Source organism: Rhizobium sp. BK379 (assembly GCF_014193955.1).
Classification (GTDB): Bacteria; Pseudomonadota; Alphaproteobacteria; order Rhizobiales; family Rhizobiaceae; genus Rhizobium.
Genome location: NZ_JACIAD010000001.1, coordinates 561,383 through 586,230, shown reverse-complemented (window position 1 = coordinate 586,230; position 24,848 = coordinate 561,383). Strand labels below are relative to the sequence as shown.

Genomic DNA, 24,848 nt, shown 5'->3' with positions numbered 1-24,848 from the left:
CAGCCGAAGGCTGGGCGAGGGACTTCCGCATTGTGCCGATACTGGAAGCTGCTACCGATGCGGCATGCCCGATCTTTCCATTACCTTTCTCGCAGCAGTCACCGCCACGTTCTTTGTCGCCGGCATCGTCAAGGGTGTCACCGGCATGGGACTTCCGACGGTCGCAATGGGTGTCCTGGGTGTTTTGACCTCGCCGCTGACGGCGGCAAGCCTGCTGATTGCGCCGTCGTCAGTGACCAATATCTGGCAGTTGTTCGCGGGGCCGAGCTTGCTTCCGCTTCTGCGACGGTTCTGGCCGATGATGGCAGCAGTTGTTGCGGGAACGCTTCTCGGATCGGCATTGCTGACCACAGGCGATACCAGCCTGACGACCAGATGTCTGGGCGCCGCGCTGGTGCTCTATGCCGCCTATGCGCTGTTCAGCCGCCAGATCCGCGTGCCACGGGCGATGGAACCTTGGCTTTCGCCCACCATTGGCGCTGCCACCGGACTGGTGACGGGCGGTACCGGCGTCTTCGTCATTCCCGCCGTACCCTATCTGCAAGCGCTCGCGCTTGAGAAGGATGATCTGGTCCAGGCGCTCGGCCTGTCCTTCACCGTCTCGACGTTCGGCCTTGCGGCGTCGCTCGGGCTGCGTGGCGCCTTCGAAGCGGGCAATCTTGCGCTCTCCTGCCTCGCCATTCTTCCGGCGCTGGCCGGCATGTGGGCGGGGCAAGTGCTGCGCGGGCGAATTGCGCCCGACACGTTCCGCCGAGGCTTCCTCATCTGTCTGCTGCTGCTCGGGGCGGAGATGTGTCTGGTGCCACGTTGACGCCGCTTGTCAGCGGCTTGGGCCGCCGGTCGCGGCAATCGCTTCGATTTCGATCATCGCCTTGGGGTCATAGAGCGCCGTGATTTCGGCGATCGTGTCCGCGGGGTAGGGCTCGGAGAAATATTTGCGGCGCAGTTCTACAACATCGGGGAAATGCCTCATATCCGTGACGAAGATCGTCACCTTGACAACGTCCTTCAGGCTCGAGCCGCCGGCTTCGAGCGCGCGGCGCAGATTGGCGAAGGCCTGCTCTCCCTGTGCACGAAAACCGCCGTCGACGATCCGGCCCTCGTCATCGGCACCGGCCTGGCCGGAGATGAACAGGAGATTGCCGAACCTGATGCCCTGCGACAGCAGGAAAGGTTCATAATTGTCCGGTTGGGTGACGACACGTTCAAACATTGATTGCTCCTTGCGCGGCGATGATCAAGTTCAGATCATCTTGATGACCTCGGCTTTGTCGGGATAATGATCTGGAAATCCTGTGTTCGACAAATTCCAAATCATCAGCTATCAGGTGAACTGAATTCGTCCGTCATGGTCATGCGCAAACTTCCACCCCTGTCCTCGCTGCGTGCGTTTGAGGCAGCCGCCCGCTTGCTGAGCTTCAAGCGAGCGGCGGAGGAACTCGGCGTGACGCCGACGGCCATCAGCCATCAGATCCGGTCCTTGGAAGATCACACCGGCCTTGTTCTGTTCAACCGGCAGGTCCGCAAGGTGGTGCTGACGGAGGCGGGTGTGCAGCTCTATCCCGTCCTGCGGGACGGGTTCGATGCCGTCGAGGCAGTGCTCGACCGTCTTGTTCAGGTCCAGAGACGCGCCAGGGTGACGATTTCGGCCACCAGCGCGTTCACGTCCAAATGGCTCGTTCCGCGCGTGGCGCGTTTTCACGCCCTGTATCCGGATATCGACCTTCAACTTCACGCTTCCGACGATGCGGTCAGTCTCACCGAGACCGGTATCGATATCGCGATCCGCTACGGGAGAGGCCCCTATCCCGGCCTGAGTGCCGAGGTAATGTTTGCCGATGACTTCGCCCCCGTCGTCAATCCCCGGCTCGGTCCGCTGGGGATCGGCGACCTGGATAAGGTGCCGCTCATCCATTTTCAATGGCGGCGACAACACCCGCTCAATCCGACCTGGGAGCGCTGGTATTCGGCAGCCGGTCTTGCCCCGTCTTCGCCCCGTGGACAATTGCACTTTTCGGATGAAAGCCATGCCATTCAGGCCGCCGTTGCCGGCCAGGGTATAGCGTTGCTGAGCCTTGCGCTTGTGCGGGAGGAGCTGGCGGCCGGTCATCTGGTCCAGCCGTTCGGCCCTGCAGTTGCCGGCCATACCTACCATATGGTCACGAGCAGTGATCAGCCGCCCGGTGCCGGCGTTCGCGCGGCGCTCGACTGGTTGCGGGCGGAGATAGGCTGATCGTCGGGCGTCGCGCCGTATGATGCCCGCCGCCTTGTTTTGGCCCCGCTCGCCTATCACTAAGCAGGTCCCACGCGATGGGCGATTCGACCGTTCAACAAGGGTTTGAAAATGATCAAGATAATGACGATTGCGGCAACCGCGATGCTGGTATCGGCCCAGTTTGCCGCTGCCTCCAGTGATGCCGCGTGGAATGCGCTTTTTGCCAAGGTGAACGGCACCTGCATCGGCCAGTCGGGCATGGATACGCCAGAGGCGACCGCTCCCATCGTCTTCGACGACGCGACGGGCAAGGTTGCCGTGCTGCTGCGCGGCTCGATGGGCAAGGGCAAGAGCAAGGTCAAGAACGTCAACCTGATCTGCCTCTACGACAAGAAGACCGGCAAGGCCTCTATCCAGGAATATCGCTGGCTCGGCCGGTAATGCCATGCGGCCATCATGCGCTCGCATGATGGCCTGCCGCCGGAACAATATGCCGGCCCGATCGGATGACGCTTTTTGCAGCCGCAGGCTGAACAGGTCGGGTCTAGAAGGAGGTGCCGTGCGGCATCAGCCTGATGGCGATCGCACCGGCCAGCAGGAGAAACAGAACGACCGCAGTCGTAAGGCTCGCCAGAAAGTGCCGATAGGTCTTCCGGTTTCGGGCGCTGCCGGCAATGATTTCGCGTTCACGCGCCAGGTAAATTACGCCGTTGCGGCCGAACATAGGTTTCTTCCTCGAGGTCTTCGACTGGATTGCCGAGGGAATTTGCCCGAAAAGCCCATATGAAATCGATATTGCCGCGGGGCAGGGCAGATAAGAATTGCATAAGTGCCAAAGCGTGCTCGCTGCCACTGTCAGCGTGAAAACTCGCAGGCCCGGGCTTCAAGCCCGATAGCGGTCGATCGCGGTGCCGAAGACCAGGGCGACGATATCCATCATGCCGTCGGGATTGGCCGGGCGCCGGTCCGGATCGAAGGCGACGCCGATGACGGCACTTTGGCCGCAGGCGTTTGCGACGGGCCAGAAGTCGAAGCGGGATTCGTCATAGGGGTAGACGCCGCCAGTGACGGCAAGGCGCGAATCCCACGCGGATCTTGCAGCCTCGATCTCGATGGCCGACAGTTGTTCTGCGCCCGTAACCTTCGGTTTGCCATCCGCCCGTTCTCGGATGATGACGACGACCGGCGACTGGAAGAAGCCCGTGACGGCAGCAAGCGTCAGCGTCGTCGAGTCCTCCAGCGAGCGGCTTGTCGTCATCTTTCCCGCATAGGTCTTCAGAGCAGCCTGCATGCGGCGTGTTCTCTCGAGATCGATGCTCTTGTGACGTCCCCAGGCGGTGATGGCGCTGATGATGCAGGCGACGACGAAGAGCAAAACGATCGCCCAGATATTGGCGCTATCAGCCACAGCAAGCGAAAAACGCGGCTCGGTGAAAAAGAAGTTATAGGCGAGCGCGCCGAGGACGCCTGAAAACAGCGCCGGCCCAAAGCCAAAGAACACGCTGCCGATGACGACTGGAATGACATAGATAAGCGACAGGTTGGGAATGGCCTCATAGCGGTCGAAACCCGCGGCAATGGCTGTCGCCATCACGGTCATGAGGAGGCAGATGACATAACGGACGGCCGGCGGCACCTCCGAGAAATCCAGGCCTTCTTCGATATCAATGTCGGCAATCGAGGCTTCGGCCGGCGACGCAGTGAAATTCTTCTCAAGAGACATGACCACAATCCTTCTGAGAGGAAAGTGGATCGCGTCGTATTTGAATTCCATGCGGAAAAAGGCGGCGTTTCATAAAGGCCGCATAAAGCCTCTGCCGGACGAACGCGTCTTGGCGTCCTTATACGACGCTTATGCCGCTTCCCGTCTGCTCCAATCGAAAACATATGCGCGAACCGATAGCTTTGCATCGTCCGTTCGGACAAGTGCATTTTGATCGGAAGGAATGGCTATGTACGGTCGCTGGTGGGCTTATTACATGCAGGCGCGCATGCGCGATGTGACCTTGTCTCATCCGTCCAGGAATACGCAGAACAGAACCGGGGTCGCGTTCGATCACGCAGACGATCTCTGGATATTCGTCAGGCTCGCCCTGGTTCTGGCCGTCTTCTTTGCTGGCGTCGCCTGCATCCTGTGGGTGGCGAACTGACAGGAATGATGAAGTAACTGCAATGCCGTTGCACCTCGGCGGATCGATACCCGCCGATCTGCGCGGTCGACACAAAGAATCCTCTCCGAAGGTGGACTTTTGCGTTTGATATTTGCAGCAAGATTTAACGAGCGATCTCAGTTCTGCTTATTTCCGACGAAAATCAGGAATTTCGCGAGGTCGATCGGCGAGATGCTCGGCTACGAAATCCACAAAGGCCCGAACCTTCGGTGATAACTGGCGATTTGACGGCCAGACGAGAGACAGTGAACCAAACGCGACCATGTATGAGGTCAGGGCGGGGACGAGCAATCCCGCCCTTACATGCGCCGCCGCCACATAGACCGGCAAATGGGCAATGCCCAAACCATCCAGCGCGGCTTGCAAGCCTGCGTCCGTATTGTTGAACGTCAGGCTCCTCGGCAAGATCAGTTTTTCGTTCGGAGGAGCAAAAGCCCAGGGCGCCAGGCGACCGCTGGTTGGATATTTGAAATGTATGCAGGCATGCCCGGCAAGATCGGCTGGCGTTGTCGGCAGCGTATGGCGAGCGAAATAGCCGGGACTTCCACAAACGACAAAATGCTGCTCACCGAGACGACGGGCGATCAGACCAGTATCGGCAAGTTCTCCGCTGCGAATGACAACATCCAGCCCTTCTGTCACCAGATCGGCGACGCGATCCTCAAAGTCGATATCCAGCTCGATTTCGGGATATCGTTCGACAAAGGCCGGCAGGATCGGCATCAGGAGATGATGACCGACGATATGCGGAACGCTAACGCGCAGGCGCCCCTTCGGGCGTTTCCGGCTTTCGATAATGCTCGTCTCCGCATCTTCGAGATCATCGATAATGCGCTTGCAGCGTTCGTAGAAGGCTGAACCTTCCTCCGTCAGGCTGATATTGCGCGTCGTCCTGTTGAACAACCGGACGCCAAGCCGCGCTTCCAGGCGAGCGATGGCCTTTCCGATGGCCGATGGAGAAACACCGGCGACGCGGGCCGCCGCGACATAGCTGTGTCGCTCGGCGGCATGAACGAAGGCGGTAAGGCTGCTGAGACTATCCATGGTTTATATCAAAGAGGACATTTTGTCCTTTATGTAAGTCCATACCCGGCGATTGATCCATATTGAAGACAGAATATCGTTTCCTCCGACAGGAAGCCAATTCGGTTTCTGCTTTCCTTTAGCCGGAGAAAAAGATGAAGTTGACACAAAAGGAACGACAGTGGGCAGGAGCCAATTCATCACTGGCGGTGCTGCTAGCCGGAAATTTCGTCACCATCCTCGACCTTTTCATAGTCAATGTGGCCTTGCCGAACATCCAACGGGACTTGCACGCCTCGAATGCCGAATTGCAGATGATCATGGTGGCTTACAGCGTTTCTTACGGCGCAATGCTGCTCAATGGCGCACGGCTCGGCGACTTCTATGGCCGTCGACGGATGTTTCTCTCCGGCATGGCAATCTTTGCGCTGGCATCCCTGCTGTGTGGCGTCGCTTTATCTCCCTGGAGCCTTATCGCCTCCCGAGCCCTGCAGGGCATCGGCGCAGCCCTGATGATGCCGCAGGTCTACGCGTCGCTGCGATTGTTGTTCGATGGTGACGAGCGTCGGCGGGCTTTTGCCGTGATGGGCGCGGTGCAAGGTATCGCAGGTGCGGCCTCGCAACTGCTCGGCGGCGGCTTGATGGCACTCGACATTGGCAGCCTCGACTGGCGCCTGATCTTCTTCGTCAACCTTCCCATCGCCGCCTACGCCCTCATTGCCGGGAAATGGTTCATTGTCGAAACCAGAGACGCTACATCGGCAAGGCTCGATCTCATGGGCGCACTACTTGGCGCCTCGGCACTCACGGCGATCCTCCTGCCAGCAATGGTCGGACAGGAACAACATTGGCCATGGTGGACGGTCCTCGGCCTACTGCTGTCCGTACCTTTGTTCGCGGCCTTCATTGCCTACGAAAACCGCGTGAGGCGGCGCGGCGGCATCCCAATCATTGATCCCTTGCTGTTCAAGAAAAACGGTGTGGCCCTCGGCATGTTGGCATCGTTTCTATTTTTCTCCGCGATCAGTTCGTTCTCGCTGTCTCTGACGATCTTCTTGCAGATCGGCCTCGGCCAGAGCCCTCTTCAGGCGGCCATGCTGTTCTTGCCTTCCACTGTCGCGTTCTTTGCCGGTTCCGTGGTTTCCGCCTGGTTTGCGAAACGGCTGCAGCATGGGGCGCCGACATTTGGCATGGGCGTCTTCAGCTTAGGCTTGCTGATCGCGGTTATCGACGGCTTTGTCGGCGGAGATGGATCGGCGTTGACTGTCTCAGTGATCCTCCAGGGGTTCGGCCAGGGAATCATTATTCCGCTTCTGCTCAACATGGTTCTGAGCACTGTTGCAGATACTGAAGCCGGGATGGCGTCAGGCGTTTTCAGCACCATCCAAACCGCAGGCTCGGCTTTTGGCGTGACGATCGTCGGTATGATCCTGTTCGGCATCAGTAACGGGAGCGGCGCAGAACCAGATTCCGCTGTTCGAACCGCCAGTGCCTATGGGACGGCATTCGCGGTCGCGACACTCTATAATTTGGTCGCCGTTGCTCTGGGCCTCATCCTGTTCCGCGCATTGCAAAAAGGGACAACCATAGATCACGCATACAGGTGAGGCCTGCGTTGACGCTAAATTCCCAAGTCATTCTCCGCCGTCACAGGCTGACGGCGGATTTCACCTACAATCAGATGTCTGAGCCTCAGGTGCGTGTTTCGCCCATTTGCCTTCGTGGTCCGAAATAGGGCTGACGCTCCGTCTCGGTTGCCTTCAGCGAATGGCGCAGGCGCAGCAGGTCCTTGCGGGCGACGAGGCCGCGCAGCTCTCCGTTTTCGGGATCGACGATCGGGATGCGACCGGCGTCCGTCGCCAGCATCAGGTCGGCGACATAGCCGACCGTATCGTCCGGGTGGGCGAGCGGCAGGGAGGTGTCGGATACGAGATCGCCGAGCGTCTGGTCGGCAAGCGTCCCATCCTGTTGCCAGCGCAGCGCATCGCCGCGCGAGACCAGGCCTTTGACGATGCCTCTGCCATCGACGACCGGATAGACGCGGTGGGTTTTCGCGGTCGCCGTGAAGAAATGGGTCGCGTCACCCACCGTCATATCCGACGGGAACGTATCGACCTCCCTGATCATGATGTCGCGGGCGCGGGAGAACTCGAAAGGGTCTATGCCATATTCACGGGTGATGTGCTGGCCGCGGCGGGCAATCTTTTCCGTCAGGATCGACCGGCGCAGCAGAAGTACCGTCACCGCGTAGGCGGAAACGGTTGCCGCCAGAAGCGGCAGCAGCGAGGAGACGTCGCCCGTCAGTTCCACGGCAAAGAAGGTGCCGGTGAGCGGCGCACGCATGGTGCCGCCCATCATGGCAGCCATGCCGAGCAACGCCCAGAAACCGGGATCGCCGGGAAGGAAAAGGCCGACCAGCCAGCCGAGCGCTCCGCCGAAGATCAGCAGCGGCGCCAGCACGCCGCCTGACGTGCCCGACGAGAGGGCGACAAGCCAGATCGCGGCTTTCACCAGGAGGATCGTCAGCACCGCCGCCGGCAGGATGGAGCTGTTCAGCAGGCCGTCGATGATGTCGTAGCCGACGCCGAGCACCCGAGGCTCGATCAGGCCGCCAAGGCCGATGAAGAGGCCGCCGAGGGCAGGGCACCACATCCAGTGGATCGGCAGCGCCTCGAAAAGATCCTCGACCTTGTAGAGCAGCGTCGTCAGGATACCGGATTGCAGCCCGGCTATAATGCCCATTGCAGCGCAGAGCAGGATGCCCCACCACGGCAGATCCATATGGAACTGCTTGGGAAAGAGCGGACCGGCCTGAAACAGGAAGGGGCGCCAGCAGATCGAGACGCAGGCAGCGACCGCAACGGGAATGAAGCTGCGCGGCTTCCATTCGAACAGCAACAGTTCTACGGCAAGCATGATTGCGGCGATCGGCGAGCCGAAGATCGCGGTCATGCCGGCGGCGGCACCGGCGACCAGCAGCGTCTTGCGCTCGGCCGAGCTCAGATGAAAGCACTGGGCAAAGAGCGAGCCGATTGCGCCGCCCGTCATGATGATCGGGCCTTCCGCGCCGAAGGGGCCGCCGGTGCCGATCGAGATGGCAGAGGAGAGGGGTTTCAGGACCGCCACCTTCGGCGACATGCGGCTGCCGCCGATCAGGATCGCCTCAATTGCTTCGGGAATGCCATGACCGCGGATCTTTTCGGAGCCGTAGCGGGCCATCAGGCCGATGACGAGGCCACCGATGACGGGAATGAGTACCATCCAGACGGAGCGCGGCGCCTGCGCCATCGACACGGCGGCGATGCTGAAACGGTGGAACCAGACGAGGTTCGTCACCAGCGAGATGAGGCTGACCAGAACCCAGGCGGCAAAGGCGCCGCCCGTGCCGACGATCAAGGCCATGCCGACCAGGGCCAGAACGCGCTTGTCGGTGGTGAAATCCCCGGCCTCGCGCCGGGAGAGGCCACCCATGAAATCATGGGGGCGATGAGCATTTTTTTGGGGAGGCATTGCTGGTCCTGTTGACGGCTTCGTTCTCGTCGCAAATATATCGTAGTACGATATAAATCAACAGCCAAAATCAGGAGCTGGAACCATGCCGAACGTAGACCGCGCCTTATCGGAAACCGAATATGAGGCGCTCGCCAATCTGAGATACAGGATCCGCAAATTTCGCCAGTTCAGCGGGAAAGCGGCCGAAAAGCTCGGCTTGACGCGGCAGCAGCATCAGGCGCTGCTTACGATCAAGGGGCTCGGCGCCGGCGGGCGCATGAGCCTGTCTGCGCTTGCTGACAGGCTCTTCCTCTCGCCGCCCGAGGCCGCAGAGCTTGCCGCCTCGCTGCAGGAGGCCGGCCATATCACCATCGAGGCGAAGCAGAAACGCCGGCCGGTCGTGCTGTTGACAGCACAGGCAGAAGAGCTATTGCGTCGGCTGACATCGGCCCATCTCTACGAGATCCGCGAGATGGCGCCGGAACTTATGCAGGCGCTGCGCATGCTGCAGGATCACCGGCAGATGGAAGTGGCAGCATGGATGCAATGATCGCAGGGGAGGCATGGTGAAGAAGCCCAGGAACGATCTGACGGATGCCGATTACGAGGCCCTCTCCAACCTGCGCTACACGCTGCGCCGCTTCATGGATTTCAGCGCATCCGCCGCGCAGGAGGAGGGCTTGCCGACCCAGCAGCATCAGGCGCTGCTTGCGATCCGCGGCCATCGCAGCGAAGACGCCATGACGATCGGCCTGCTTTCCGAGCGGCTGCTGATCGCCCCGCATTCGGCAACCGAACTGGTCGGGAGGCTGGTGGCCGCGGGCTACGTCTCCCGCAAGACCGACCCCGCCGACAAACGGCGCCAGACGCTGGAGCTGACCGCAAAGGCAGACGATGTGCTGAAGCGGCTGACAGCCATTCATATGACCGAAATCAGGGACATGGCGCCGAAACTCATCGATATCCTGCAAGGTCTGCAGACGGACGGCGAGATCAAGACCGACCCCTGGTCGCGCTGACGCCCAAGTCCGCCGGTTGTTTGCCTGTTTCAGGTGATGGCAAATGTCGCGGTCCGCAAACGGCTCGTCGGCAAGGCGGCCGATGACATGTAGATGGGCGTGCCGGACGGTCTGTCCCGCGCCTTGCCGACATTCCAGCCGACATTGTAGCCATGCAACGCTCAAGAACGTGACGGATGTATCGATGCCGGAGGCAAGGCAGTTGCTGCCATCTGTCAACGGCTTTCGGAGCCATTAGACCTGCAGAAGCGCCCGGCAGCAACTGGATCCAGACCGTTCCGGGCCGCAACTTCATCGCCGCTCTGCGCCTCGATGGCACCGGCGCAGGGGATGACGTCATGAAGCTCAAGTGCCGTTCGGCTCAGCGTAAGTTTACGGCCGATGTTTACCGTAACGTACTTCCGCGATCACGGAAATTGGCAAAGCATTCCCGTGCAGGTTTCATCTCAAGGAGAAAATTCGATGAACGACGTCGATATTCAGAAGCAGGATGACCCGATCGTTCCCGTCAGCCGCCGTGATCTTCTGCTGGGCGGAACGTCGCTGGCGCTCACGGCTCTTGCCGTTTCAGCTGCGACCGGGCCGGCGGTCGCCCAGACACAACAGAACACGGCCAGCCAGACCGGCGGCTCCACGAAGCCGCCGAATATTCTCGTCATCTTCGGTGACGACATCGGCATTCCGCAGATCAGCGCCTATACGATGGGATTGATGGGTTATCGCACGCCGAATATCGACCGTATTGCCCGGGAAGGGGCGATCTTTACGGATTCCTACGGCCAGCAGAGCTGCACGGCCGGGCGCGCCTCCTTCATTCTCGGTCAGGAGCCGTTCCGTACCGGTCTTCTCACCATTGGTATGCCGGGCGACCCACATGGCATTCAGGACTGGATGCCGACCATTGCCGATGTGATGAAGACGAAGGGTTATGCCACCGGCCAGTTCGGCAAGAACCATCTGGGCGACCAGGACCAGCATCTGCCGACCAAGCACGGTTTCGACGAATTCTTCGGCAATCTCTATCACCTCAATGCCGAGGAAGAGCCGGAGGGCTATTTCTATCCCAAGGACCCGGCCTTCCGTCGGCAGTTCGGCCCGCGCGGCGTGATCAAATCGACGGCGGACGGCAAGATCGAGGATACCGGCGCGCTCAATACCAAGCGTATGGAGACGGTGGATGAAGAATTCCTCGCCGCCGCCAAGGATTTCATCGGCCGGCAGGCCAAGGCCGAAAAGCCGTTCTTCTGCTGGTTCAACTCGACCCGCATGCATGTCTTCACCCACCTGAAGGCAGACTCGCTCGGCAAGACCGGCAAGGGCATCCACGCCGACGGCATGGTGGAGCATGACGGCCATGTCGGCCAGCTGCTCGACCAGCTCGACGAACTCGGGATCGCCGAGAACACGATCGTTCTCTACACGACCGACAACGGCGCGGAGATCGCGCTTTGGCCCGATGGCGCCATGACCATGTTCCATGGCGAAAAAGGCACGACATGGGAAGGCGGTTTCCGCATTCCGATGATGGTGCGCTGGCCCGGTGTCGTGAAGCCCGGAACCGAGGTCAACGACATCGTCACGCTGATGGACTGGATGCCGACATTTGCGGCGGCTGCCGGCATGGACGATCTCAAGGAGCAGATGAAGGTCGGCTTCGCCTCGGGCGCCAAGAACTTCAAGGTGCATCTCGATGGCTACAATCTGCTGCCGATGCTGAAAGGCGAAGTCAAATCCGGCCCGCGCGATTCCGTCTATTATTTCGATCAGGGCGGCAATCTCAACGCCATCAGGTGGAACGACTGGAAGCTCAGCTTCGCGGTCAATAGCGAAGGCAACATCGCCACGGCAACGCGCGAGGTGCCCGCCTGGGCCAGCATCGCCAATCTGCGCATGGACCCTTATGAGCGCGGATTGAAGGAGGGTGGCGGCGCCATCGAATTCCTTGCCCGCAACATGTGGCTGATCGTGCCGGTGCAGGGCAAGATCAAGGAATTCTTCTCCGACTTCAACCAATACCCCTATCAGGAGGGCAGTTCGCTGAATGCGAGCGGCATCAACTACAGCCTTCTGCGGCAGGAAGCGGCGCTGAAACGGCTGAATGATCTTGAGCGGCTCACGCCGCAATAGGTCTCGCAAGACCGTCGCGGGAGTGCGGCCGGAGCTCCCGCGGCGGATAAGATCAAAACCGCAGCGATAGAATGCGTTCATGGCCGATGCTGGGGAGGCCTCGATGAGCTCGTTTTTGAAGGTATTGTTCGTCCTCGTTCTGGCTGCCGTATCGCTGGGGACCAGGGCTGCTCTGGCCGAGACCCCGGCACCGCTTGAGAAACCGGCCCTCATCGACAAGCATGTGATCGATCTCGACGCGATGAAGGAGCGCCGGATCGTGCGTGTGCTCGTGCCCTACAGCAAGACGATCTATTTCGTCGACAAGGGTCGCCAGTACGGCACGGCGGTGCAATTCGGGCTGGAGCTTGAAAAGGTCCTGAACAAGGACCGCAAGAAGCAGATCGACCACATCACCATCGTCTTCGTGCCGATGCCGCGCGACAGGTTGCTCGACGCGTTGAACGAAGGCTATGGCGATATCGTCATGGCCAATCTGACGATTACCGACGAGCGGCTGACGCAGGTGGATTTTGCCGATCCGCTCTATGAAAATGCCGAGGAAGTGCTGGTGAGCGCCCCGAACAGCCCGGCGATTGCCAGCCTTGACGATCTCTCCGGCCAGCATATCGCGGTGCGCGCCTCCAGCAGCTACTACGAACATCTTCTGGCGCGCAACAAGGCGCTGGCCGCGGCGGGCAAGCCCGAGATCATCATCGACCTGATGGATGAGAGCCTCGAAGACGAGGACCTAATGGAGATGGTCAATGCCGACCTTTTGCCCTTCACGACCGTCGATGCCTACAAGGCCGATATCTGGACGCACGTCTTTGGCGACATGAAGGTGCGCCACGACATCGTCCTGTCATCGCAGGGTAGGATAGCCTGGGCGATCCGCAAGAACAGCCCGAAGCTGAAGGCGGACCTCAACGCCTTCGTCGCCACGCACAAAGTGGGCACGACCTTCGGCAACATCCTGCGCAACACCTTCTACAAGCAGGACAAGATCGTCAAACGCGCCTACTCGCCCTCCGATGTCGCACGTTTTCAGACGCTCACCGAAATCTTCCGCAAATATGGCGGCAGCTATTCGTTCGACTATCTGATGCTGATGGCGCAAGGCTATCAGGAATCGCAGCTCGACCAGTCGCGTCGCTCGCCGCGCGGCGCCGTCGGCATCATGCAGATGCTGCCTTCGACGGCGAAGGACAAGGTGATCGGCATCAGCGGCATCGACAAGGACCCCGATCGCAATGTCGAGGCAGGCGCCAAATATCTGCGTCACCTGATCGATACCTATATCGATGATGAGGGGCTCACACCCAAGGACCGGCAGCTCTTTGCCTTCGCCGCCTATAATGCGGGGCCGGGAAATCTGCACAAATTCCGCGACAAGGCCAAGGCGATGGGGCTCGACCCCAATGTCTGGTTCGGCAATGTGGAGAATGCGGCGTCCGAGATCGTCGGTCGGGAGACGGTCCAGTATGTCAGCAATATCTACAAATATTACGTGGCCTATTCGCTGCTCGTGGCGCGGATGGGCGAACGCTCGGATGCCGGCGAAGCGGTGCAGAAATAGGATTTTCGGCAACATCACCCGGTGGTGACACGCCGCCGAACCGTATTCCCTGCGATGCGGCTGGCGGCCCTGCCACGCCCGCAAGGCCCTGGCGCGCCCATTCGCGCCAGCGTGAAGGCTAGCAGACCAAGCATGCCGGCAGCGACGACACCGGCATTTTTGAGCCTCACGGCTTCTTCGTGAAGACGCCGAGATTGTAGAGCTGGACGCGCCTGTTGTTGGCGGCTTCCGATTTCGAGCCGTCGATCGGGAAATATTCGCCGACGCCGACCGCATAGAGACGGCCGGGATCGACGGCGAATGTGGTCGACAGGATCTCCTTGATCGCATCGGCACGCTGCTGGCTGAGATCGAGATTGTGCTGGTCGGTTCCGGTCGAGCTCGTATGGCCAACGACGAGGAACTTGTAAGCCCAGAGGTTCGGGTGGTGCAGCGCATCGGCGATCATGCCGAGCGTGCGGTAGGATTCCGGCTCGATGGCAACGGAGTCGTTGGCGAAGGCGATCTCGACCACCATCTGCGGCAGGCGCGCGACCTTGCTCCAGTTCGGCAGGCCGGACATCTGCTTGCCGGAGCCGTTCATGGCCTCCTGCCGCAGAATCTCGACATCGACGATCGGGGCAGCACCCTGCAACTTGCCGAGGCCGGTGATGATGCGCTGCTCGGAAACCTGCTGGGCCAGTGCAAGGGCGGGTAGAAGGAAGGCCGCGGCAAAGCCGGCGAGGGCGGTTTTTCTCATGGTCATGATCTTACCTCCAGCCCGCATCGGTGATCGTCTGGCTGCATTGCTTGCTGATCGTTTTCGTCTTGCCGGCAAGGCAGGCGAGAATGTAGCCGTCGCCTTTGACGCCGTTGCAGCGCCGCGCCATATCGGTTGCGCAGACCTGCTTGTAGCTCGTCTGCGCCTGCTCGCGTTTCTGGATCGACGCTGCAACGCTTGCCAGCGTCGATGTGCAGGTCGGCGAGACCTTGGCGGAATTCTGCGCCAGGCAATCGGCAATGCGGTTATTGCCGAGGTTCAGCCCCTTGCAGAGTTTCTTGATATCGCTGCCGCAATCCTTCGCCAGTACAGTGATCGCATCGGCATAGCTGACCGTGTCGGCCTTGGCGGCACACGTCCCGGCGATGACGGCAATCGCCACCGCACCTGCCAGTCTCCATACTCCAGGCATGTATGAGCCCTCCTGTTACGGCCGCCGAAATGGCGTCCCCTCAGGGCCATTGAATGCAGATCGGGAGAGCTCGGATAAGTACGTTACCGTAAACTCGCTGTAAATCGGCAGGCTGTCAGGTGGTCGCCCGCCGATAGAGCGCCAGCGAGCCGGCAAGCGTCAGCAGGGCACCGCCGCAGATCCGGTCGAGCCAGAGCGCGCCCGATTTCCTGAGCAGCCGGACGGCCTGCGAGCCAAGCAACGCGTAACCGAACATGACCATGAAATCGATGGCAGCGAAGACGAGGGCGAGCACGGCATATTGCTCGATCTGCGGACCCGCGGGGTCGATAAACTGCGGCAGAAAGGCCGAGAAGAAGAGATAGCCCTTGGGATTGGTGACGGCGACGAGAAAGCTCTTGAGGAAGATCGTCACCGGCGAAGCGGACGTGTTGCCGCTTTCAGAGCGCATCGAGACGTCAAGCGTTCCCTTCGAGCGCAACAGCATGACGCCGAGGAAGGCGAGGTAGCAGACACCGACCCATTTGACGACAGTGAACCAGAATTCCGAGGCAGCCAGCAGAGCACCGAGCCCGAGGGCAACCGCACCGATCAGCACGAAGTCGGACAGGACAGCGCCAATCATGCCCGACATCGCCCGGCGCACTCCGAATTTCGAGCCGTTCGTCAGGGCGAGAAGCACGGTCGGGCCGGGTGTGGCGATGCCGATGAATGCCACAAGCGCAAATGCAAGAACCGTCATTTCAGTCATGTCGTCCTCCTCCGTGTCAGGATTCGAGTTATGGCATTCACCTGACATTTGCGGAAGGGTCTTCAAGGAAAGCCAATAGCCTGCACCCGACAGAAGCACAAAGCTCTGTATCCCGGCCATTTACGGCGCCGTTTACTGTAACGTACTTCCGGATATACGCCCGGTATGTTTCGCTTTTCATGGGTCGCCAGTAGGTCCCCAGTATCTTTGCATCCTGGTCTTGCCAGCGATGCCCGACGTCAATCGAAGTCCTGCCACGTTCTACATTTCGTTCCGGGGGAAACGCACATGACAATCCAGTTTGGAATCAAAAGCCTGTTGCAGACACCTATGTCGTTCGCATTTCTGGCAATCGCTTCGATGGCCATTCCGGCTGCACAGGAGGCCGCGGCCGCTTCTCTGACGGAAGAGGAAGCGCGGCAGATCGGCATCGAAGCCTATGTCTACTTCTATCCGCTGATAACGATGGATATTACGCGCAAACAGCTGACCAACATGGAAGCGAAGGAAGGGGCGATCGGCGGGCCGCCCAATCAGTTCAACAATATCCGCGCATTTCCGGCGGCGGACATGAAAGCCGTGGTGCGGCCAAATTTCGATACGCTCTATTCGAGCGGCTGGCTTGATCTGACGAAGGAGCCGGTGGTCGTGACCGCGCCCGATACGGCGGGCCGCTACTATCTGCTGCCGATGCTGGATATGTGGACGGATGTGTTTGCCGCGCCGGGCTGGCGCACGACCGGGACATCCGCCGGAAACTTCCTGGTCGCACCGCCCGGCTGGAGGCCAGAACTTCGCGGCACGTTCGGCGAATTCAAGCTGCCGGAGGGGACCGAACGGATCGATGCTCCGACGCCCTATGTCTGGATCATCGGCCGCACCAAGACCGATGGCCCCAATGATTACGATACCGTCCACAAGATCCAGGACGGTTACAAGATCACCCCGCTGTCGCAGTGGGGTACGGACGCCAAGCCGGCCGCGGTCAAGATAGACCCATCCATCGACATGAAGACGCCACCGAAGACGCAGGTCGACACGGCGTCGGCGGAAGACTATTTCGCCTATGCTGCCGAACTCCTGAAACTTCATCCGCCGCACAGCACCGATCAGCCGATCATTGCCCGCATGAAGCGGATCGGCATCGAGCCCGGGAAGAGCTTCGATCTTTCCAAGGCCGATCCTGTCGTCCAGAACGCCTTGAAGACGGCGCCACAGGATGGGCAGGCACTGATGGGCTGGAAGCTGAAGACATTGGCCCGCGTGGTCAACGGCTGGTCGATGAATACCGACACGATGGGCGTCTACGGCAATTACTACCTGAAACGGGCGATCGTGGCGCAACAAGGGCTTGGTGCCAATCTGCCCGAAGACGCCATCTATCCGCTCAACCTTGCGGATGAAAGCGGCAACCCGCTCGATGGACGAAGCAATTATACGATCCATTTCGAGAAGGAGGAGATCCCGCCGGTCAATGCTTTCTGGTCTGTCACCCTCTATGACAATGACGGTTTCCAGGTCGCCAATCCGCTCAACCGGTTCGCCGTCAGCAGCTGGATGCCGTTCCGGTTCAATGCCGACGGCTCACTCGACCTCTATTTCCAGACGGAAAGCCCCGGCAAGGACAAGGAATGGAACTGGCTGCCGGCGCCGAACGGCCCGTACAATCTGACGATGCGGCTTTACGCGCCGAAGGGGACGGCGCTGATCGGCAAGTGGAACCCGCCGCCGGTGACACGTGCGGCTCCAGCCGCTCCGCTCGCCGCTCAGTGACAAGGCTAAAGGCATCGAAAACATTGGGGCGCGCGCCATGATCCGCGCGCGTCCCGCCAAGCCTTTCTTTTCCATCGACAGTTCGGCCCGTATCGAAGCATTTCGCGCCCGCACCCGTTAAACAGGCAGTCGGTTTTGCACGGCTGACGAATGGGACTGCGATGGAAAAGACGGCGATGATGACAACGGAACTGGCGCTGCTGCTGGCGCTTTCGACGCTCTGGGGAGCCTCCTACACCTTCATCAAGATCGGCGTCGAAACCATCCCGCCGCTGACACTGGTGGCCGCACGAACACTCGTTGCCGGCGTGCTGCTTCTCGCCATCATCAGCTGGCGTGACCTCAAACTGCCCCGCGATCGAAAGACCTGGACCTATTTTCTTTTTCAGGCCTGCCTCAACAGCGTCCTGCCCTTCACGCTGATCGCCTGGGCCGAGCGGACGACGGATGCCGGCCTGGCGGCGATCCTGAATTCGACGACGCCGATCTTTGCCTTTCTAATCACGGCACTGGTTACCCGGCACGAGGCCCTCACAGGCCGCAAACTGTTCGGCGTGTCGGCGGGATTGGCCGGCACCGCGCTGGTCATTGGCCTTGGCGCGCTCGACACTCTGGGGCAGGGGCTTTGGGCGCAGCTTGCAATCGTTGCCGCCACGATCTGCTATGCGGGCGCTGCCGTTTTCGGGCGGAATTTCAGGGGGCTTGATCCGATGATGCCGGCCGCCGGTTCGTTGCTCGCAGGGGCGGTGATCCTCATCCCCATCAGCATCGTCATCGATGCCCCGTGGAAATTGAGCCCCAGCCTCGATTCGATCTTCGCGCTCCTTGCCCTCGCGGTCTTCTCCACGGCGCTCGCCTTTGTGATCTATTTCCGCCTCGTGCAGACGCTCGGTTCGGTCGGCGCGACGGCCCAGGCCTATCTCAGGGTGCCGATCGGCGTTGCAATCGGCGTCGTCTTCCTCGGCGAAACGCTGTCTTCGACGGCAGGCCTTGGGCTTGCCTGCATCATGGCCGGCGTCATTGCCATGACGCTGCCTGCCAGAGCGCGGGTCCGCCAGGCAATCCAGTCCATGCCGCCATCGACATGAACGCCCGGCCTCGGTTCAGCCTCGCTGCCGCGGGCACCGGGGCCGCGACCACTATTTGACAGATATCGAAAATCGCCTGTTGTCATCGCGCCGTCATTGATGATGAGGATACGGGGCGGACAATGGGGGATATTGGCGTGGATGCGAATGAAATGACCAGGGAGAAGACAGCGGCTCCACCGGCGGGTACGCCTGCGGAGGTGTTTGGCGCCTTTCTGAAGCTTGGCCTCACATCGTTCGGCGGACCGATCGCGCATCTCGGCTATTTCCGCAACGAGCTCGTGACGCGGCGGAAATGGATCGACGAGAAGGGCTATGCCGATCTCGTCGCGCTCTGCCAGTTCCTTCCCGGTCCCGCATCGAGCCAGGTCGGTTTTGCCATGGGCCTCTTGCGCGGTGGGCCGCTGGGCGCGCTTGCGGCGTGGAGTGCATTCACGCTTCCGTCCGCGCTGATCCTCTTCATCTTCGCAACCGCCGCCACCGCGCTCGACAATCCACTTGGACAGGGACTGCTGCACGGATTGAAGCTCGTTGCCGTCGCCGTTGTGGCACAAGCCGTATGGGGCATGGCGCGATCGCTGACACCCGACAAGCCACGCGCCGCCGTTGCGTTGGCCGCGATCTTCATCGTGACAGCCGCGGGCGCGCTCGGCCAGCTCGCCGCCATCGCCCTGGGTGCAATTGCCGGGCTCGTGCTTTGTCGCCAGGCCGCCGTCGAACACAAGGCGGGGTTTTCGTTCGGAATATCGCGATCAACCGGCATTGTCTGCCTGCTGGCCTTCCTGCTCCTGCTATTCGGACTGCCGATTGTCGTCGCTGCCTTCGATTCCCAGGGGCTGCGCCTCTTCGATGCCTTCTATCGCTCGGGCGCGCTGGTGTTCGGCGGCGGCCATGTCGTCCTGCCGCTGCTCGAGGCGGAGGTCGTGAGACCGGGCTGGGTTTCCGAAAATGCGTTTCTCGCCGGATACGGTGTTGCGCAGGCCGTGCCTGGTCCGCTCTTTACCTTCTCGGCCTATCTCGGGGCGGTTGTGGCGCCGGCTCCCAACGGTGTCGCAGGCGCAGCGATCGCCCTGGTGGCGATCTTCCTGCCCGGCTTTCTGCTGCTGCTCGGCACCCTTCCTTTCTGGGACAGGCTCAGCGCCTATCCACTGGCGCAGGCGGCCATGCGTGGCGCAAATGCCGCCGTGGTCGGCCTGCTGGGTGCAGCGCTCTACAATCCGGTATGGACAAGCGCGGTCCTGACATCCGCGGATTTTGCTCTTGCCTTGACTGGCTTTCTTCTGCTGGTCATCTGGAAGGCGCCGCCATGGATTGTGGTGGTGCTGATGGCGGCAAGTGCGATCCTGCTGCAGCTTTCCGCCTGACCGGTGCCAGGCCATCAATCCCCTGGTGATAAAGCGGCTTCTATCGCCGCCCATGCCATCAGGCCAAGCCTTGCATCCGCAATGTCGCTGCCGCCATGAGCACGAAGGCTGGAGCGAGGCGTCGTCTCGCCCGGGAGCAGTACACGATGGCCCGCCTCGGTATCAACGACCAGTGACACCGGCCTGCCGCTTCGTTCGCGACGGCTGGCAAGCTCGCGTGCGAACCTCTCCGATGGCCAGAGCGCATCATCACCACCGGCCACGAGGATGAGCTCTGCGGCGGTTTTTTCGATGGGGATCTCGGCCCGCCCCAGGGTCTCTCGGTCCGTCTTCAGGCATTTTTCGAAAAAGGAACGATAGGATATCAGCCCGTCGCGATAGTCCCGCTCCCAGGCAGTGTCGGCGGAAACGAAATCCAGCGGCTCTCCCTTCCAGGACCAGGACGAGCGTTCGGGCCATTCCACGCCGTCTTTGCCGGGGCCGATATTACCCCAGACGAAGGCGGTTGGGCTGATCGCGACAACGGCGTTGATGCGCGGGTCCCGGATCGCGACGAGCAACGCGGCTTCTGCGCCTTTCGATGTCCCGACGAAGACGATGCGCCGGCATCCGCGCGAGATCAGATAGTCGATTGCCTCACAGAAGGTCTCCAACGGGATTTCGCAGATTCCAGGCAGTTGCCCCATTGCGCCGAACCATTGCAACGCCAATGCCTTTGCGCCGGCCTCGGCAAAGAGCCTGGCGCGGTCGGTATCGACCCTGCCGCTGGAACCGCCGAGCACGACGACGCCGGTCTCGCCCGCATCTGGCCTGAAAACGAATGCACCGTTTATCCGGCCTTGGAGCCGCTCGATTTTGCAGCCCTCCGTCGCACTTGTTACCATACTGACATCTTCTTGAATTATCGGATGGTTCTCGACTGTCACTAGAGGCGGAGCCTACCATGGTCGAGCATGCGCGTGCAGGGGCTTCCTTCGAGGATGCCGATGTCGTCAGCAACTATCGCTATCGCCCGCCTTATCCCGAGGCGATCTACGAGAAGCTGCTGGCCATCGCGCCGAAACGTGGCTGTCTGCTGGATATAGGCTGCGGCCCCGGCAAGGTTTCGCGACCTCTCTCGCGGCATTTCGACAAGGTCATAGCTGTCGATCCGTCCCGCAACATGATCGAACTCGGTCAGAGCCTGGAAGACGGCCGGGCGCGCAATCTTCACTGGATCGTGGGTTTCGCCGAGGATATCGACATCCCCGATCGTCCCGATCTCATCGTCGCCGCCGCCAGCATTCACTGGATGGATCACGGGCGCCTTTTCTCGCGGCTGAAAACCTATGCGGCTGCCGATCACAAGGTGGCGGTGATTTCAGGAGATGCGCCCTTCCAACCTGCCTGGGAGGCCGATTGGCACTCGTTTCTTGCAAGGTGGGTTCCTGCCATGACTGGCAAGGCGTTCGACCCCGTCGGCAAGGAGGAGAGCTGGTCGGCTTACAAGGCGTTCCTCGACATCGATGGTTCCGAGAACTTTCTATCCGCCCCGTTTGAGCAAAGCGTCGAAGACTTTATCCGCTGCCAGCATTCGCGCGATACATTCGCGCCATCGCGCCTCGGCGACAGGATGAAGGCTTTCGATGCGGAGATCAGGGAAATTCTCGCCCCCTATGCCTCTGCCGGAAAAATCAGTTTCACAGTCAAGACCAAACTGGTCTGGGGTTCGATCAGGTCATGACCATCGCCAGAGACTGAATTCAAAGCCGCAGGCTATCGTCCAGCCAGACCCGGAAACCGCCGCGGAAAGCATTGTCATTGTTGCCGCGCCGGCACTTCGGGGGCAAATCCTTGAGCCGTCCGACATTGCCGCCGCCGATGACGATGTAGTCGGGCAACAGGGCAGCACTCAGGCGATCGGCAACGTCGAAGACCGATTTTCGCCATTTACTCTTGCCGCGACCTTCCAGACCGCGTTCGCCGACGTAATCTTCGAAGGTCTTCTTCCTGTAGGGCATATGCGCCAGTTCCAAGGGCAGGCAGACATTGTCCGCGACCAGGGCCGAGCCGAGGCCGGTGCCGAGACCGAGGAAAAGCATACGGCCGGCCTCGTAGCTGCCGATCGCCTGCATCAGCGCGTCATTGACCATGCGAACGGGCTTGCCGAGGGCTTGCTCGAAATCATAACCCTTCCATCCCGGACCAAGGTTGAACGGGTCCGCCGCGGCACGGTGGGCGGAGACGGGGCCGGGATAGCCCATGGCGACGACGTCATAGTGCCAGTCGGCGGTGAGATCCTTGAGGGCGGCGACCATCTTTGCCGCCGTCATTTCGCGCCCCGAGACGACCGACCGCCGCTCGCTGCCGCTGCTGAGTTCCGCCTTCACATGCGAGCCGCCGATATCGACGGCAAGCACGATACGGCTCGCCGATGCGGCCGCCTCCTTGCCATGCTCGCCTGCCTGAGTCGCATCTGGTGCTTCCGTCATGTCCGTCATGCTGGCGCTCCTCTCCGGGTGGCCTCAATCCTTCCCGCGCCATTCTATCGGGCGCAAGATAGGTGCCGGCTGTCAAGCCCGGTATATTGCGGATCGCCCAATTTCATCTCAGGATAGCGCATTCAGTGGAGAACCCTTAAGCGGAGGAACAGCACTTGGCCTTTCCGAAACTGCCACCCGGTTCCGTCGAACCACCAGGTGCTCCCGGCATCGAGCCCCGCTGGACCTCCAGCGACAAGAGTGCGGTCGGCACATCAGTGAGCTCGGCGAGCTGCGTCTGGTTCACCACGAGCCACGGCATTGTGAACGAGATCTACGCGCCGCGGCTCGACATGGCCTGTGTCCGCGATTTCGGCTTCATCGTTACCGCGCAGGGCTATTTCTCCGAAGAAAAGCGTGACGCCGATCACCGCGTGCAGGCGATCGAGGACGGCGTCCCGGGCTTCCGCCTGGTCAATACCGCCCGCGACGGTCGCTATCGCATTACCAAGACCATCTTTTCCGACCCGGAGCGCGAAGTGGTGTTGCAGGACATCCGCTTCGAGGCTTTGACGGGCAGTCTCTCCGACTACAGGCTGCACGCACTGATCGCTCCGCATCTCGTCAATGGCGGCGCAGACAACACCGGCTGGTATGCCGATTTCAAGGGCAGGCCGATGCTCTTTGCCGAGGGTTCCGGCCGCTCGCTCGCCGTCGCCGCTTCTGTGCCCTGGCTTGCGCGCTCGGCAGGTTATGTGGGCTTTTCCGATGGCTGGCAGACGCTGTCGCGCGGCGAGGGACTGAAGGAGGAATATTGCTATGCCGGCTCCGGGAACATCGCGCTGTCGGGGACACTGGATATTCAATCTAGCGGGGGCCGAGCAGACCAGGGACGGGCGCTGATCGCCATCGGTTTCGGCACGCAGCCGGAGGAGGCGGCCCTGCGTACGCTGCTCAGCCTGGAACAGGGCGTCGAGCCGGCGCTGAAACATTATCGCAGCGGCTGGCGGGAATGGCAGGCCGGACTGCTAGCGCTCGACGAGCCGCATGATCCGACCCAGCTGAACCGGTACCGCGTCAGCACCGGCGTGCTCGCCACCCACCGGGACGATGCCTCCGGCGCCATCATTGCCAGCCTTTCCATCCCCTGGGGCTTCAGCAAGAGCGATGACGACCTTGGCGGCTATCATCTGGTCTGGACGCGCGATCTGGTGGAAACGGCGGGCGGACTGCTCGCAGCCGGGGCCATAGCGGATGCACGCTCCGTGCTCGACTATCTCGCCGTCATCCAGGAAGGGGACGGCCACTGGGTGCAGAATGCCTGGCTCGATGGCCGGCCTTACTGGAACGGCATCCAGATGGACGAGACGGCCTTTCCGATCCTGCTCTACGACATGCTGCTGCGCGCAGGCGCAATCGATGCCGCCGAGCGGGGGCGCTATCTGCCGATGATCGAGGCTGCGGCGGGCTATATCGTCAGAAACGGGCCTGCCACCCAGGAAGACCGGTGGGAGGAGGATGCCGGCTATTCGCCTTTCACGCTCGCTGTCGAGATTGCCGGCCTGCTTGCAGCGGCCGATGCCGTGGAAGCGGCCGGGCGGCTGGATGCGGCGCGCTATCTGCGCGAAGTGGCTGACGGCTGGAACGAGCGCATCGAGGAATGGACTTACGCCACCGATACCGAGCTGTCGCGCCGTGTCGGCGTCGAAGGCTATTATGTTCGCATCGCCTCGGCGACCGATGGTAGCAGCCCGTCACTGCGGCGTGACTTCATTCCGATCCGCAATCGGGACGATCTCGGCGAGGTGCTTGAAGCGGACCTGCTGATCAGTCCAGATGCGCTGGCGCTCGTACGTTTCGGCCTGCGGGCCGCCGACGATCCGCGCATACTTGGTACGGTGGCCGTGATCGATGCGGAGTTGCGCCGCGACCTTCCTGCCGGTCCCTACTGGTATCGCTACAATGACGATGGCTATGGCGAGCGCATCGACGGCGCGCCCTTTGCCGGCAGTGGTGTCGGACGGCTGTGGCCGCTCTTGACCGGCGAGCGCGCCCACTATGAACTCGCTGCCGGGCGAGCCGGCGAGGCGCGGCGAATGCTCGCAGCACTCGAAGCCTCGGCAAGCGAAGGCGGGCTCCTGCCGGAGCAGATCTGGGACAGCGAAGACGTGCCGCGGCGCGAACTCTTCCTCGGCCGACCCTCCGGCAGCGCCATGCCGCTCGTCTGGGCGCATGCCGAACATATCAAGCTGCTGCGATCGCTGCGCGACGGCGTGATCTTCGATATGCCGCCCCAGACCTTTGCCCGCTATGTAGCGGCAAAACCGGAACCGGCGCCTTTCTCGTGGCGGCTGACGGCGCGGCAGGACCGTATGCCGGCCGGACGCAAGCTGCGCATCGAACTGCCGTCACCCGCCCTGGTGCGCTGGTCCACCGACTGGTGGGCAAGTGCTACCGACAGCCCGTGCCGTGACACCGCTTTCGGAACCCATGTCTTCGACCTGCCAACGGAGGCGCTTGGTTCCGGCAAGATCGACTTCACGATTTTCTGGGCAGATGCGCAGCGCTGGGAGGGCGCGGATTTTCAGATCGAGGTGGTTTGAGGCTCGTGCCGTGCGCCGCCGAGCGGACACAAA

At 61.2% G+C, this 24,848-nt stretch carries 24 protein-coding genes and 1 pseudogene; 15 read left to right on the top strand and 10 right to left on the bottom strand.

All coding sequences use genetic code 11. The features are described from left to right. Positions 1-64 precede the first annotated feature (64 nt). Positions 65-811: a sulfite exporter TauE/SafE family protein gene (locus tag FHT93_RS02980; protein ID WP_183846055.1), complete on the top strand. Its 747-nt coding sequence runs from the start codon at positions 65-67 to the stop codon at positions 809-811. 9 nt (positions 812-820) lie between these two features. On the opposite strand, the gene FHT93_RS02975 is transcribed toward FHT93_RS02980, so the two are convergent. Further along, the gene (locus tag FHT93_RS02975; RefSeq protein WP_113147538.1) at positions 821-1,213 is read right to left on the bottom strand and encodes a RidA family protein; all 393 of its coding nucleotides are present in this window, start codon (positions 1,211-1,213) and stop codon (positions 821-823) included. 135 nt (positions 1,214-1,348) lie between these two features. Between FHT93_RS02975 and FHT93_RS02970 the strand changes: the two genes are divergently transcribed. Further along, positions 1,349-2,233, top strand: a complete 885-nt coding sequence (locus FHT93_RS02970; RefSeq protein ID WP_246781534.1) for a LysR substrate-binding domain-containing protein — start codon at positions 1,349-1,351, stop codon at positions 2,231-2,233. 111 nt (positions 2,234-2,344) lie between these two features. After that, complete coding sequence (locus tag FHT93_RS02965) at positions 2,345-2,656, top strand: hypothetical protein (protein WP_112547367.1); 312 nt, start codon at positions 2,345-2,347, stop codon at positions 2,654-2,656. Between the two features lie 103 nt (positions 2,657-2,759). Here FHT93_RS02965 and FHT93_RS02960 read toward each other — a convergent pair whose 3' ends face one another. Then, on the bottom strand, positions 2,760-2,939 hold the full coding sequence (locus FHT93_RS02960; RefSeq protein ID WP_113116852.1) for a hypothetical protein: 180 nt from the start codon (positions 2,937-2,939) through the stop codon (positions 2,760-2,762). 159 nt (positions 2,940-3,098) lie between these two features. After that, entirely contained in the window at positions 3,099-3,938 is an 840-nt protein-coding gene (locus FHT93_RS02955) for a DUF4118 domain-containing protein (RefSeq protein WP_183846054.1), read from the bottom strand. 223 nt (positions 3,939-4,161) lie between these two features. On the opposite strand from FHT93_RS02955, the gene FHT93_RS02950 reads away from it, so the two are divergent. After that, entirely contained in the window at positions 4,162-4,365 is a 204-nt protein-coding gene (locus tag FHT93_RS02950; RefSeq protein WP_162710225.1) for a hypothetical protein, read from the top strand. Positions 4,366-4,512: 147 nt separating this feature from the next. On the opposite strand, the gene FHT93_RS02945 is transcribed toward FHT93_RS02950, so the two are convergent. Further along, positions 4,513-5,430 (bottom strand): LysR family transcriptional regulator, encoded by a 918-nt coding sequence (locus FHT93_RS02945; RefSeq protein WP_183846053.1) that lies wholly within the window; start codon positions 5,428-5,430, stop codon positions 4,513-4,515. A gap of 134 nt (positions 5,431-5,564) precedes the next feature. On the opposite strand from FHT93_RS02945, the gene FHT93_RS02940 reads away from it, so the two are divergent. Beyond that, positions 5,565-7,016, top strand: a complete 1,452-nt coding sequence (locus FHT93_RS02940; RefSeq protein WP_183846052.1) for an MFS transporter — start codon at positions 5,565-5,567, stop codon at positions 7,014-7,016. A gap of 85 nt (positions 7,017-7,101) precedes the next feature. Here the strand turns inward: FHT93_RS02940 and FHT93_RS02935 are convergent, their stop codons facing one another. After that, the gene (locus FHT93_RS02935) at positions 7,102-8,919 is read right to left on the bottom strand and encodes a chloride channel protein (RefSeq protein WP_113147542.1); all 1,818 of its coding nucleotides are present in this window, start codon (positions 8,917-8,919) and stop codon (positions 7,102-7,104) included. Between the two features lie 85 nt (positions 8,920-9,004). Here FHT93_RS02935 and FHT93_RS02930 point away from each other — a divergent pair, with 85 nt between their 5' ends. From FHT93_RS02930 to FHT93_RS02915, 5 genes and pseudogenes are all read left to right on the top strand, one after another. After that, positions 9,005-9,451, top strand: a complete 447-nt coding sequence (locus FHT93_RS02930; protein WP_113015767.1) for a MarR family transcriptional regulator — start codon at positions 9,005-9,007, stop codon at positions 9,449-9,451. A gap of 13 nt (positions 9,452-9,464) precedes the next feature. Then, complete coding sequence (locus FHT93_RS02925; protein ID WP_183846051.1) at positions 9,465-9,920, top strand: helix-turn-helix domain-containing protein; 456 nt, start codon at positions 9,465-9,467, stop codon at positions 9,918-9,920. A 166-nt stretch (positions 9,921-10,086) separates the two neighbouring features. Continuing rightward, positions 10,087-10,243: pseudogene (locus FHT93_RS35990) on the top strand (DUF1254 domain-containing protein); the annotation flags it as partial. A 139-nt stretch (positions 10,244-10,382) separates the two neighbouring features. Continuing rightward, complete coding sequence (locus FHT93_RS02920) at positions 10,383-12,047, top strand: arylsulfatase (RefSeq protein ID WP_183846050.1); 1,665 nt, start codon at positions 10,383-10,385, stop codon at positions 12,045-12,047. A 103-nt stretch (positions 12,048-12,150) separates the two neighbouring features. Continuing rightward, entirely contained in the window at positions 12,151-13,605 is a 1,455-nt protein-coding gene (locus FHT93_RS02915) for a transporter substrate-binding domain-containing protein (protein WP_246781533.1), read from the top strand. A 166-nt stretch (positions 13,606-13,771) separates the two neighbouring features. Here FHT93_RS02915 and FHT93_RS02910 read toward each other — a convergent pair whose 3' ends face one another. The 3 genes from FHT93_RS02910 to FHT93_RS02900 all read right to left on the bottom strand — a co-directional run bounded on the left by FHT93_RS02910 (position 13,772) and on the right by FHT93_RS02900 (position 15,528). Continuing rightward, on the bottom strand, positions 13,772-14,344 hold the full coding sequence (locus FHT93_RS02910; protein WP_183847486.1) for an OmpA family protein: 573 nt from the start codon (positions 14,342-14,344) through the stop codon (positions 13,772-13,774). Between the two features lie 10 nt (positions 14,345-14,354). Continuing rightward, on the bottom strand, positions 14,355-14,777 hold the full coding sequence (locus FHT93_RS02905; protein ID WP_112547357.1) for a hypothetical protein: 423 nt from the start codon (positions 14,775-14,777) through the stop codon (positions 14,355-14,357). Between the two features lie 115 nt (positions 14,778-14,892). Beyond that, the gene (locus FHT93_RS02900; protein ID WP_183846049.1) at positions 14,893-15,528 is read right to left on the bottom strand and encodes a LysE family translocator; all 636 of its coding nucleotides are present in this window, start codon (positions 15,526-15,528) and stop codon (positions 14,893-14,895) included. Between the two features lie 330 nt (positions 15,529-15,858). On the opposite strand from FHT93_RS02900, the gene FHT93_RS02895 reads away from it, so the two are divergent. From FHT93_RS02895 to chrA, 3 genes are all read left to right on the top strand, one after another. Continuing rightward, positions 15,859-17,301 carry a DUF1254 domain-containing protein gene (locus FHT93_RS02895; RefSeq protein ID WP_246781532.1) on the top strand — a complete coding sequence of 481 codons (1,443 nt, stop codon included), beginning with the start codon at positions 15,859-15,861 and terminating at the stop codon, positions 17,299-17,301. A 176-nt stretch (positions 17,302-17,477) separates the two neighbouring features. Then, positions 17,478-18,389, top strand: coding sequence for an EamA family transporter (locus FHT93_RS02890; protein ID WP_246781531.1), 912 nt, complete (start codon positions 17,478-17,480; stop codon positions 18,387-18,389). Positions 18,390-18,541: 152 nt separating this feature from the next. Further along, positions 18,542-19,753 (top strand): chromate efflux transporter, encoded by a 1,212-nt coding sequence (gene chrA, locus FHT93_RS02885; protein ID WP_183846046.1) that lies wholly within the window; start codon positions 18,542-18,544, stop codon positions 19,751-19,753. A 14-nt stretch (positions 19,754-19,767) separates the two neighbouring features. Here chrA and FHT93_RS02880 read toward each other — a convergent pair whose 3' ends face one another. After that, the gene (locus FHT93_RS02880) at positions 19,768-20,637 is read right to left on the bottom strand and encodes an acyl-CoA thioester hydrolase/BAAT C-terminal domain-containing protein (RefSeq protein WP_183846045.1); all 870 of its coding nucleotides are present in this window, start codon (positions 20,635-20,637) and stop codon (positions 19,768-19,770) included. A 59-nt stretch (positions 20,638-20,696) separates the two neighbouring features. Between FHT93_RS02880 and FHT93_RS02875 the strand changes: the two genes are divergently transcribed. Continuing rightward, positions 20,697-21,476 carry a class I SAM-dependent methyltransferase gene (locus FHT93_RS02875; RefSeq protein ID WP_183846044.1) on the top strand — a complete coding sequence of 260 codons (780 nt, stop codon included), beginning with the start codon at positions 20,697-20,699 and terminating at the stop codon, positions 21,474-21,476. Positions 21,477-21,495: 19 nt separating this feature from the next. Here the strand turns inward: FHT93_RS02875 and FHT93_RS02870 are convergent, their stop codons facing one another. Next, the gene (locus FHT93_RS02870) at positions 21,496-22,224 is read right to left on the bottom strand and encodes an ROK family protein (protein ID WP_112547412.1); all 729 of its coding nucleotides are present in this window, start codon (positions 22,222-22,224) and stop codon (positions 21,496-21,498) included. A 164-nt stretch (positions 22,225-22,388) separates the two neighbouring features. Here FHT93_RS02870 and FHT93_RS02865 point away from each other — a divergent pair, with 164 nt between their 5' ends. Continuing rightward, on the top strand, positions 22,389-24,815 hold the full coding sequence (locus FHT93_RS02865) for a glucan 1,4-alpha-glucosidase (protein ID WP_183846043.1): 2,427 nt from the start codon (positions 22,389-22,391) through the stop codon (positions 24,813-24,815). The last annotated feature ends 33 nt before the right edge of the window (positions 24,816-24,848 follow it).